Origin of the sequence: Segetibacter sp., assembly GCF_025963695.1 — a bacterium.
In the GTDB taxonomy this organism is placed as follows: Bacteria; Bacteroidota; Bacteroidia; order Chitinophagales; family Chitinophagaceae; genus Segetibacter.
This window is the reverse complement of the sequence record NZ_JAOQAH010000067.1, coordinates 86610-98726: the sequence shown is the minus strand read 5'-3', so window position 1 is coordinate 98726 and position 12117 is coordinate 86610. Positions and strand designations below refer to the sequence as shown.

Sequence of the window (12117 nt, the reverse complement as noted above, 5' to 3'; positions counted from 1 at the left end):
TAAGGAACCAATTGATTCTTTTTTGTAAACAGCAAACAAGCCAATAACAGGTAATTCACCACTAAAAAATAAATAAGATGAACGAACGTAGATCTGTAATGAAAAAGCTTTTGGCCTCTGTTATCGGCCTGGCAGGGTTTGGTGTTGCAGCAAGCGCAAGAACAGGTAACGACACTAAATCGGAGAAAGAAGTATTTGATGTGGAGTCTGATCAGGATATTCCATTATTTTCAGGAGCAACAAAGCATAAGGGCCTTGTTTTCATTGCTGGAAAAGGTGCCCACACCGCGCCCTTTGAAATTAAAGAACATACTGAAATTGTTATAAAAGAACTTGAAAAGGGACTGTTGGCTGCAGGATCTTCAATGGAGAAAGTTCTTAAAGTAAACGTTTACCTAAATGATATTGCTGACTACAAAGGCATGAATGAAGTGTATAAAGGCAAATTTGGAAAAAATCCGCCTGTACGTACTACTGTTGCAGTAGCAAAGGGGGGGGTTCCAGGAGACTCACTTGTTGAAATGGATTGTATTGCTTATGTGTAGCAATACTTGTAAATGCGGTATTATAACGAGGAATATGCTGGCGCATACGGAAGAGGATAAATTTTTAAATAGAGCATGTTTTATGGCTTTTATTGTTGCTATGAAAAATTATCAGTACAAGTGAGTGACACAACAATGATGCTTTAAAAAACCGCTGCTGGTTTCAAAGAAATTAGCAAACTTTAATTACTTAAATAATAAAAACTTTCTTCTATTTATTGAAGAAAGTTTTGTTATTGCCTTATAATTATTCTTCATTTCGGAATTGTCAACTTCGATTTGTTAAGAGAGGCAAGGTTGTATTCCACCTACTAAATCTGCTGCTTTTATGAGAAAAATATTTCTACTTTTTGCCATTTCATTGCCCTTGACACTGCTTTATTCGCAACCCTTTGCTATAGTAATAAAAGAGGGCCGGGTGATTGATCCCAAAAACAATATAGATGCTGTTATGGACATAGCCATTAACGATGGCAAAATTGTTAAGGTAGCAAAAAACATTGAGACCAAAGGGGCCTTACAGGTGGTAAATGCAAAAGGGTTGCTGGTCACTCCCGGTTTAATAGATATCCATTCTCATAACTTTTGGGGCACCGAGCCGGACCACCAATATGAAAACGGCCATCTTGCGCTTCCTCCTGATGGATTCACTTTTAGAAATGGCGTTACCACAGTTGTTGACGCGGGCAGCTCGGGGTGGCGTACGTTTCCCACTTTCAAAGCTCAGACAGTTGACGTAGCTAAGACCCGCGTTCTCGCATTTTTGAACATTGTGGGCGAAGGAATGCGTGGAGGCTACGAGCAAAACTTAAATGACATGGACTCGCGCATGGCCGCTTTAGTGGCAAAGCGGTATAAAGACATTATTGTCGGGTTTAAACTGGCCCACTTCGAAGGTCACGACTGGACGCCTACTGACAGAGCGGTAGAAGCAGGGAAACTGGCAGGCGGAATTCCGGTAATGGTAGACTTTGGAGGTAGTACGCCTACCCTTCCCCTTGAAGAATTGTTGATGCAACACCTTCGCCCAGGTGATATTTTTACACACTGCTTTGGCCAGTTAGCAACACGCGAATACCTTGTAGATATACAAACAAATAAAGTAAAACCTTTTGTTTGGCAGGCGCAAAAACGGGGTATCGTTTTCGACGTGGGCTATGGCGGAATTAGTTTCGCATTCTCCCAGGCTATTCCTGCTGTGAAGGAAGGATTTTATCCTAATTCGATCAGTACAGATATTCACGTCGGCAGCATGAATAATGCTATGAAAGACATGCTTACCACCATGTCTAAGTTTATGGCCATGGGTATGGATTTAAAAAGTGTTATTACCGCAAGCACCTGGAACCCTGCAAAAGAAATTAAGCGTGAAGAATTGGGCAACCTGTCTGTAGGGTCTGGTGCAGACGTTGCCATCTTAAATGTGCGAGAGGGAAAGTTTGGGCTTTTTGATTATACAGGTTTTAGAATTCCGGCGGGTAAAAGACTTGAATGCGAAATGACCATAAGAGACGGAAAAATTGTGTACGATTTTAATGGTATTGCAACTCCGGTAACTGTTCCTGCCAGGCCAAGCCGGCAACTCACTAAACAAAAATAAAATTACAGAAGCTTCAATAAAATAATTTCATAAGTGAAATATACTATTACGCTGCTAAAACATTTAATGTTTTCAATTAAAGCCATTGCTTACAAACCCTTGTCTTATATCGTTGCTGTTTTTTTATTGTTTTCGTTCATCAGTTTCACCGCTTTTAAAAATAATAAACGCACTCCTCCATCTGTTATTAAAAACGGGGGACTTGTATTGCCAGGCGGGTTTGAAGCCGTTGTGGTAGTAGACAGTCTGCAAGGACGTTCAAGACATATTGCCGTAAATAACAATGGTGATATATATGTGAAACTTAGGTTTCCTGATTCTATTGGTGGCAATGTTGCCTTGAGAGATACGAATAAAGATGGCCGAGCCGACATTGTTCAGAAGTTTGGCAATTATGATGATAAAGGCAGTTACGGCACTGCCATGCGTATACACAATGGTTATCTCTATTTCAGCTCTGAGCTGAACGTATTCAGGATGAAGCTAACTCCGGGCAAATTAATTCCTGAAGGTGAGATGGAATGGATTCTCAAAGACGACTTTGCACACGGCAGGCACGAGCACATTACAAAGCCAGTAGCCTTTGATGGCAAAGGTCACATGTTTGTTCCTTTCGGCGCTGGCTCTAACGCCTGCCAGGAAAAAAACCGGACACCTGGCTCACCAGGAATAAAAGAGTGTCCCTGGCTAGTCGATCACGCAGGGATCTGGATGTTTGATGAAGCCAAAATAGGGCAAACACCTAAAGATGGAATTAAGTATGCAACAGGATTACGAAGCATTGTAGCCCTTGCTTTTAATAGTTATAATAACTCGTTATATTGTTTAAATCATGGTCGTGATGACCTTACTTCTTTATGGCCCGATGTTTTCTCTCCCTGGCAAAATGCCTTACTTCCGTCGGAAGAATTTTTTAAAGTAGATAAGGGTCTCGATGGCGGATGGCCGTATTACTATTATGACCAGGTTCAAAAGAAAAAGCTATTAAATCCGGAATATGGCGGAGATGGCAAAAAAGAAGGTGACGGGGCAAAACTAAAAAAACCCATTATTGGTTTTCCTGGTCATTGGGCACCGAACGATTTATTTTTTTATACAGGAACCCAGTTTCCCAATCGGTATAAAAACGGAGCATTCATCGCTTTTCATGGTTCAACCAACCGTGCACCTTATCCTCAGTCTGGTTTTTTTGTCGCATTCGTGCCTTTTAAAAACGGAGTTCCATCGGGCCCTTATGAAATTTTTGCAGACAACTTTGCACAGGTAGAGCCATTAATAAGCGTAGGCGATGCAATGTACCGGCCTATGGGTTTAGCAATGGGACCCGACGGCTCTTTATACGTTAGTGAGACAGAAAAGGGTAAGATCTGGAAAATAAGGTACAGGGGAGATAAAAATAACTTCGGCACTCAGCAGTTAGCATCGATGGAAAGAAGAAAGATGCTACCTCATTTTAAAACTCCCCACGAGGTCAAGGATAACCTTATAAGGGGAATGGAAGCCGGAGGAGCAAAAATATATGCAACCCGCTGTATGTCGTGCCACCAGCTCGATGGCAAAGGGGATGGCAACAGGTTTCCGCCGCTGGCAGGCTCAGAATGGGTGGTAACGGGTAGAAGCCTCAGAGATAAAGAAAGGCTGATCAGGGTAGTTCTTAAAGGGCTCGAAGGGCCCATAGAAGTGGCAGGCAAACCTTACAACAACACAATGCCTTCTAATACTTATTTAAGTGATGATGATGCCGCCAAGGTGTTAACCTACATCCGTAATAATTTCGGAAATAAGGCACCTGCAATTTCTGCAAATGAAGTAAGGATCGTAAGAAGTACTCTGGATATAAAATAGGCATCCGACATAACGAAATTGTTATTTATTATTCCAGGTGCGACGTACCCTTATTATCATATAGGAACAGGCTTTTAAAAGCCCTCTTTTTAGGCTCATAGTTTTATCAGTCGTTTTATTTTTTTGTAAACAGCAGTTGTTTTTCAACCAATCTTTCTTTGTGTCACTCACTTGTACGAAAAAACAGATGGCGGCTTTTTTCGAAGCGTTTATGAAAATTTGTTTGTACTTTAAAATGTCATTTTTAAAGCATTGTTGCCAATAGTTGAATTATTAGTAAAAGAGCCAAATACGATATAGGCACAAAAATCAAAATCACTTTATGAAACGAAGGCAACTCCTTAAGTACTTTTCCTTTGCTCCTGTAGCCGGTGCTGTTATAGGCACCAGCATTCCTTTTAAGTCTGTTATTGCTGGCACAAAGGCCTCAAAGCGCGACCTGGTGAAGGAATTAGGATTACGAACGTTTATTAATGCCGCCGGAACATATACTGCCATGACCGCCTCATTAATGCATGACGAGGTGCTGCAAGCTATCAGCAGTTCTTCCAGGGAATTTATCATGTACGATGAAGTACAGGATAAAGTGGGGGAGAAAATAGCGGCCATATGTCATTCTGAAGCTGCGCTGGTAACAGCAGGTTGCTGGTCGGCCCTGGTTTTGGGAACTGCAGGTGTACTTACAGGTATGGATTTAAAAAAAGTTGCTTTGCTGCCTAATGTTGACAGTTTTGAAAAAAATGAAGTAATTGTGCAAAAAGGTCACAATCACGGATACATTCATGCCCTTACCAATACCGGAATTAAACCGGTAGAAATTGAAACTGGGGAGCAACTGCAACGAGCAATTACGAGCAAGACTGCTTTAATGTATTTCTTAAACGAAAGTTCTCTTTTGGGCAAAATTCAGCACCAGGAATTTCTTGAAATAGCAAAGAAAAATAATATCCCAACCCTGATAGATATAGCAGCGGATATACCTCCTGTTGAAAATCTCTGGAAATACAATGACATGGGTTTCGACCTGGTGTGTGTTTCGGGAGGTAAGGCAATCAGGGGCCCTCAAAGCGCAGGCTTGCTGTTAGGAAAAAAACATTTGATTGCTGCTGCAAGATTGAGTGCCCCACCACGTGGCGGAAATATAGGCCGGGGAATGAAAGTTAACAAAGAAGAAGTGCTTGGTATGTACGCTGCCTTAGACAGGTATGTAAAGCAGGATCATGATAAAGAATGGAAAATGTGGGAAGCACAGGTAGCCGTAATTGAAAATGCTGCTAAAAAAGTAAAAGGCGTAACTACCCAGGTTACTGTTCCGCCGATTGCTAACCATACGCCTGCTTTAAAAATTTCGTGGGACCCGGCTGTGGTTAAATTAACCAAAAAAGAAATGCAGGAAAAATTGCGTACCGGAAACCCGTCTATTGAAGTAATGAGTACGGCTGATAATACGATCAATATTACTGTCTTCATGCTAAAGCCGGGACAGGAAAAAATAGTAGCAAATCGGGTCAATGAAGAACTGGTTAGAGCTTCTGCATAATTACTGTGTTCGTTTTATCTATACAAATAACAGTCGCCGGCACGTGCTTGTGCTATGATAACGTAGCAAATTGAAATCGAATAATACAGAACAAAAAGTACAAGAGTGCGACGCAACGGCGGCTTAATAGTAGCATTAAAGGTTGGCTCAAAAAAAACACTTGCCCCGTTTTTACTTTGCAGAAACTATAAACAGATAATAAATATTAAACTAAAACAATGCTGATAAAGAATTACCTACTTCTCTCTACTTTTTTCCTTTTGTTCGCTTCTTTACAAGTTCAGTCACAGACCTATGCAATAGTAATAAAAGGGGGCCACGTAGTTGATGCCAAGAATAATATAGATGCAATAATGGATGTTGCTATTGACGACGGCAAAATTGCGTTGGTGGCTAAAAACATTGATGCAGGTAAGGCAAACCAGGTAGTAGATGCGAAGGGTCTGTACGTAACCCCAGGCCTGATAGATATACATGGGCACGTGTTTGCAGGAACCGAACCCGACCATTACCTGAGCAATGGTTTGGTTGCATTACCACCCGACGGTTTTACGTTTAGGGTTGGGGTTACCACCATTGTAGATGCAGGAGGTGCGGGTTGGAAGTCATTTGCTACTTTTAAGAAAAACATTATTGATAACGCTAAGACAAGAGTACTCTCCTTTCTCAATATTGTAGGTGAAGGCATGCGGGGTGGCGTATACGAGCAAAACCCCCACGATATGGACCCCAGGATGGCTGCGATGGTAGCAAGGCAAAACCGAAATTATATTGTGGGTTTTAAAGTAGCTCATTATGAAGCGGGAGAATGGATAGCTGTTGACCGCGCAGTTGAAGCTGGCAAAATTGCCGGTCTACCGGTTATAGTTGATTTTGGGGGAGATGATACCCATGCGCCGCTTTCAATAGAAGAGTTGTTTTTTAAACATCTTCGTCCGGGCGATATCTATACGCATGCATTTACCGAATTAGACAGAAGAGACCCGATTGTAGATTTAAAGACAAGGCACTTAAAGCCTTTTGTTACTGAAGCACAAAAAAGGGGAATTGTTTTCGATGTAGGGTATGGCGGAGGCAGCTTCGATTTTCGCCAGGCCATACCTGCACTTAAAAGTGGCTTTTATCCAAATACAATGAGCACCGACCTGCATACGGGCAGCATGAACGGAGCAATGAAAGACATGCTAAACGTAATGTCAACTTTTATGGCATTGGATATGAAAATACCCGATATTATCAAAGCCAGTACCTGGACTCCTGCACAGGTGATAAAGCGTGAAGAATTGGGTAATCTTTCTGTTGGCTCAGTAGCGGATGTGGCCATTCTACATGTTCTTCAGGGTGATTTTGGTTTGTTTGACAGAATGGGCTATAAAGTAAAAAGCAAACAAAAGTTTAGTTGTGAAATGACCATCAGGGAAGGGAGAATTGTATACGATCTTAATGGTATTGCAACTCCGATAAATGCGCCGGCAAGGACCAGTGCGGTTCCCAATGCAAACAGACATTAACACGTACGCGACTAATTTAAAATGATTTTTAAAAACTAATCTGTAATGCAATGAAAAGAAGAGATATTATAAAAGGCATTGCCATGCTTCCATTAGCTGCCGGTGTTGCAAGCCGGGCTAATCCCGTTTCCGCAGGACGGGTGGCGGGTGGTACGAAATTCCTGCCAGGAGCATTAACGCCTGGACCCCAAATTTATCAATCAATAGGAGTTGAACCTGTTATCAATTGCCGTGGCACTTTCACTATTATTGGCGCCTCTGTTGAACTTCCTGAAGTAAGGCAGGCAATGGAGTCAGCGTGCCAGTATTTTGTTCAATTAGATGAGCTGGCTATGGGTGTGGGAAAACGCCTGGCCGAAATTACCGGAGCTGATTGGGGAATGGTTTCAGCTGGCTGTGCTGCAGGAATAAAACACGTAACGGTTGGCTGCGTCACGGGGGGTAATCCAGAGAAACTTATTCGTATACCAAATCTCGAAGGATTTGAAAAAACGGAAGTTATTATTCCGCGCTCTTCCCGAAATGTTTATGATCATTCAATCCGTAACGCCGGTGTAAAGATCATTATGATCGAAACACTGGAAGAGTTAAAGAGCGCCATTAGCCCCCGCACCGCAATGATCTATTTTAATTCGGAAGCCCGGGGAACCCTTTCGCTTGAAGATATCGCCGCTGTGGCAAAACCAAAAAAGGTTCCTATACTTGTAGATGCGGCTGCAGAAATTCTTACAGTCCCTAACGTGTACCTGGCAAAAGGTGCAACCGTTGTAGCCTATAGCGGAGGAAAGGCGATCAGGGGACCGCAATGTGCAGGCCTTTTGCTGGGAGATAAAAATGTACTGATGGCTGCATGGCAGGCAAGCGCCCCACATCATGGACCGGGCAGAGACAACAAGCTAGGACGCGAGGAGCATATAGGAATGCTTGCTGCGGTTGAAGCATGGGGCAAGCGGGATCACGACAAGGAAATGAAACTTTGGAATTCGTACCTGGAACATATTGCAAGTAAGGTATCAGGTATTGAGAGTGTAAAAACTACTATAAAGCAACCTGAAGGACTTGGTAACCGCACCCCTACTTTATCTATTCAATGGGACCCTTTGAAACTGCATGTTACAGGACAGGAAGTGGCAAATGAGTTATCAACCACAAAACCACGAATTGCACTTAGTACAGGAGGCGGAGCAGCAGTGCGCACCCAGGCTACGGACCCACCAGTTGCCCCCACCACATCCTTATCCCTTGCTTCCTGGATGATGCAACCGGGAGACGACAAAATTGTAGCCGGTAGAATATTTGAGGTACTCTCGAGAAAGCGCAATCCTAAACCGCAGGAACCAAACACTACGGTTACAGACATAAGTGGACGGTGGGACCTGGTGGTTGATTTCTTTACCAGCCAGGGTCAGCACCAGTTATTCATTGAAAAACAGGATGGAAAATGGCTGGAAGGTTCGCATAAAGGCGATTTTTCTGTAATGGCTATGGCGGGTACCATTGAAGGAGAGCAGGTAAAACTTCGCAGCCAATATAGTGTGCCGGGTGATAGCATCGTATATACCTTTAATGGCACGGTAAACGGAGATACAATGACCGGAAAGATACATATGGGCGAATACCTTACTTCGAATTTTTCTGCGAAAAAATATTTATACAAAAATCCGCGCGTGCCTGTAAATATACCTGTTGGCCCCCCATTGTCCAGCTAAAACCAAAGTGTCATTAACAACAGCCGACAGTTCGAATCATGATGAAATGCTTTGGGAAACTTTAGATTCTATCACTGTTAAGAAGAAAGAAGTTGTATATTTATTTCTATTAAAGAAACGGTTATCTATCAAGGACAGATCATTACTGATAGCTACCTGCCCCTGGTTTTAGTTTCTTAATGCCGTCTATCCTAACGATTGCTTCCATTCACGTTTTATTTCCCTGTTACCAGTTTGATTTCTATCATAATTCAAATTGTAATTCTTAACCAATAACCAAATATTACGCTTATGTTGAAACACTTATGTAGAGTATTTTTTCTGCTCTTACTCTGCCAAACGCAGACTATCGCCCAAACTTTACGAATTACGGGCAAAGTTACTGATGCTGAACACACTCCCTTATCAGGAGTAAGTGTTGTGGTAAGCGGCAGTAACCAGGGTACAACGACCGATTCAAAAGGTGATTATTCTATTAGTGCACCGTCTAACGGAACTTTGGTATTTACTTCAATAGGATTTGGAGTACAGAACATCAATATCCAAGGAAAATCAGTTATTGATCTTCAGCTTTCTTCCGATGCTAAAACATTAAATACAGTTGTTGTTACGGCTTTAGGGCTTCAGAGATCCTCGAAGAGTATTACTTATGCAACACAAAATGTATCAGGCGAAGAATTAAACAGGGTAAAAAGTCCTAATCTAATAAACGCGCTTGCAGGTAAGGCAGCAGGCGTTGTAATTACAGCAGGAAATGGGCCGGGTTCATCGTCAAGAGTATTACTGCGTGGCAGTAAATCTATTACGGGAAACAATCAGCCATTATACGTAATCGACGGCATTCCCATGAGTAATGCCAACGGACCTCAAAGTGGAGGCATAGCTTTTACAAGGGACGGAGGCGATGCAATTTCTAACCTTAATCCTGAAGATATTGAAAGTTTGCAGATCTTAAAAGGAGCTTCGGCTGCTGCTCTTTATGGAAGCCAGGCTGCTAATGGTGTTATTATAATTACAACAAAAAAGGGACGCAGAGGGGTGGCCGCAGTTACCTTTAGTTCAACTGCTATGTTTAGTAATCCACTAGTACTTCCGGAAATACAAACAAGTTATGGACAAGGTGCAGGAGGAAATGCAAATACTGCTATTAATGATAGCTGGGGTCCTAAAATCACTACCGGAAGTGACACACATCTTAAAGATTTCTTTGTAACAGGTACCGACTTAATAAATAGTCTTTCGGTTACTAATGGAAATGAAGTAAGTCAGTTTTATTTGTCTTATGCAAATACTTCTTCTAAAGGTATAGTTCCGCAGAACACTTACTACAGGCACAATATTAATTTACGTGGTAGTACACGGGTGTTTGATAAAGTAACTATTGATGCATCTATCAATTATATCAACCAGAATGCAAAAAATCGTCCCGGCTCCGGATGGAACAATAGTCCGTTGTTTAGCTTGTATTTATTCCCGGTAGGCGACAATTTTTCCAGGTACAGCGGCGCTAATTACCAAAGATTTGACCCTGCCAGAAATATGTTTGTGCAGAACTGGCCCTATGTAAGAAACGAGGCAAGTTCTAATCAAAACCCTTATTGGATACAGAACAGGATTCAAAGCGAAGAAAAACGCAGCCGTGGTATTTATGCCTTATCTGGCAAATGGGATATTGCTGAAGGGCTTAACTTCCAGGCCAGAGGTACTTACGACAGGGCTGCGGATCATTATGAGCAAAGATTACATGCATCCTCCGATCCCATTAATGTTGGTAATAACGGTGGATATACTACCAATCCAACCACTACAGAGCAATTATATTCTGATGTACTGCTAAGCGGAAATAAAAAAATAAAAGAAGCTGTTTCGCTATCCGGAACAGTAGGTTTCAGTAATACAGTAAATACTTTTCATTCTTTGAATTTAGGTACAAATGGCGCTAACACAACCTTAGCTTACCCTAATTTCTTCTCTGCATATGCTTTGCAGGGAAATTTCGTGCATACTGAAAGTTTGCAGAAAAGAGTTTCACGTGCAGTATTTGCTACAGCAACTGTAGGATATAAGGAGACCGTGTTTCTTGATGCTACAGCAAGAAACGAATGGTCTTCTACCGTACCACAATCATTCTTCTATCCATCAGTTGGAGTATCATACGTCTTAACCCAAAACATAGGTACCTCAAATATTCTGTCCTTTGCAAAATTAAGAGGTTCTTATGCTGAAGTTGGTAATGCATTACCATTCGGTGTAGCTAATTTAAATCCTAATTATTCTCTGGCGGTTGACGGGAATATTAATGGCAGAACAGCTTTACCATTCTTTAGCGGTACAGATACTTCCCAGTTAAAGCCGGAACGAACACGTTCTTATGAATTAGGTGCAGAACTTAGATTTTTTAAAGACAAATTGAGCTTAAATGTTACCTATTATCATGCAACTACTTTTGACCAGGTGTTTCAGATAGGTGCTCCTGCCGGTTCAGGCACAACCAATTTCTGGATTAATGGAGGTACTATCTTAAATAAAGGAGTAGAAGCTATAGCAAGCTATAATGGACAGATTGGAAAAGTCAGGTGGACACCTACTCTGAATTTTTCTAAAAATGTTAACCAAATCAGAGAGTTAAGTAATTTATTGGTAACGGACAGGTTTGTATTAAATAGTGGTTTTAGACTTACTCAATTATTCTTAAGCAAACCAGGAAGCCCGACGTTAGGAGGCAGAGAATATGGAGCCTATGGAGATATATTCGGAAGAACCTATCTTAGAGATGATAAGGGCGGCATGCAATATAATGCAACAACAGGCCTACCATTGGTTGCCCCGGCAAATGACCGCTATCTGGGAAATTCAAATCCTAACTTCTTACTAGGCTTCAATAACAGTTTCAATTATAAGAGCTTCGTATTATCATTTCTTATTGACAGCAGGTTTGGAGGCCAGATTGCTTCATCAACAGAACAGTGGCTGGATTTTAAAGGTTTGTCAAAAAGGTCAGGTGAAGCAAGAGACAATGGTGGCGTTATGGTCAACGGAAAATTGATACCTGCAGAAACTTATTATCAATACATTTCTGGTAAGGCAGATATTGCCGCAGCCGCCGAAGAATATGTTTTTGATGCAACGAATATACGTTTCCGAGAACTTGCCATAGGGTTTTCTCTTCCCCCGGTTACAAAGGCAATTAAAAACATGACCCTATCGCTGATCGGTAGAAATTTGTTGATTTTTTATAAGAAAGCGCCTTTTGATCCTGAAATCAGCATCTCAACTGCCAATGCTTTACAGGGTATTGAGGGTTTTTCAATGCCTTCTCAAAGATCCGTTGGTGTGTCACTTAAAGTAACATTATAAAATTTTAAAG

The 12117-nt window shown here is 41.7% G+C and carries 7 protein-coding genes; all 7 read left to right on the top strand.

Annotated elements, in window-relative coordinates:
• Window positions 1–77 precede the first annotated feature (77 nt).
• A complete protein-coding gene (locus tag JWR87_RS11625) occupies window positions 78–545 on the top strand; it encodes a RidA family protein (RefSeq protein WP_297820034.1) in 468 nt (155 codons plus the stop codon).
• Between the two features lie 328 nt (window positions 546–873).
• The gene (locus tag JWR87_RS11620) at window positions 874–2145 is read left to right on the top strand and encodes an amidohydrolase/deacetylase family metallohydrolase (protein WP_297820032.1); all 1272 of its coding nucleotides are present in this window, start codon (window positions 874–876) and stop codon (window positions 2143–2145) included.
• 33 nt (window positions 2146–2178) lie between these two features.
• Complete coding sequence (locus JWR87_RS11615; RefSeq protein WP_297820029.1) at window positions 2179–3990, top strand: c-type cytochrome; 1812 nt, start codon at window positions 2179–2181, stop codon at window positions 3988–3990.
• Window positions 3991–4312: 322 nt separating this feature from the next.
• Window positions 4313–5530 (top strand): aminotransferase class V-fold PLP-dependent enzyme, encoded by a 1218-nt coding sequence (locus tag JWR87_RS11610; RefSeq protein ID WP_297820026.1) that lies wholly within the window; start codon window positions 4313–4315, stop codon window positions 5528–5530.
• A gap of 218 nt (window positions 5531–5748) precedes the next feature.
• Entirely contained in the window at window positions 5749–7041 is a 1293-nt protein-coding gene (locus tag JWR87_RS11605) for an amidohydrolase/deacetylase family metallohydrolase (protein WP_297820023.1), read from the top strand.
• 50 nt (window positions 7042–7091) lie between these two features.
• The gene (locus JWR87_RS11600; RefSeq protein ID WP_297820020.1) at window positions 7092–8750 is read left to right on the top strand and encodes a PLP-dependent transferase; all 1659 of its coding nucleotides are present in this window, start codon (window positions 7092–7094) and stop codon (window positions 8748–8750) included.
• A gap of 291 nt (window positions 8751–9041) precedes the next feature.
• A complete protein-coding gene (locus JWR87_RS11595; RefSeq protein WP_297820017.1) occupies window positions 9042–12107 on the top strand; it encodes a SusC/RagA family TonB-linked outer membrane protein in 3066 nt (1021 codons plus the stop codon).
• The last annotated feature ends 10 nt before the right edge of the window (window positions 12108–12117 follow it).

Bases quoted from the DNA above. Each gene is read 5' to 3' on its own strand.
- JWR87_RS11620 (WP_297820032.1), top strand. From the start codon at position 874: ATGAGAAAAATATTTCTACTTTTTGCCATTTCATTGCCCTTGACACTG.
- JWR87_RS11595 (WP_297820017.1), top strand. From the start codon at position 9,042: ATGTTGAAACACTTATGTAGAGTATTTTTTCTGCTCTTACTCTGCCAA.
- JWR87_RS11625 (WP_297820034.1), top strand. From the start codon at position 78: ATGAACGAACGTAGATCTGTAATGAAAAAGCTTTTGGCCTCTGTTATC.
- JWR87_RS11610 (WP_297820026.1), top strand. From the start codon at position 4,313: ATGAAACGAAGGCAACTCCTTAAGTACTTTTCCTTTGCTCCTGTAGCC.
- JWR87_RS11605 (WP_297820023.1), top strand. From the start codon at position 5,749: ATGCTGATAAAGAATTACCTACTTCTCTCTACTTTTTTCCTTTTGTTC.
- JWR87_RS11600 (WP_297820020.1), top strand. From the start codon at position 7,092: ATGAAAAGAAGAGATATTATAAAAGGCATTGCCATGCTTCCATTAGCT.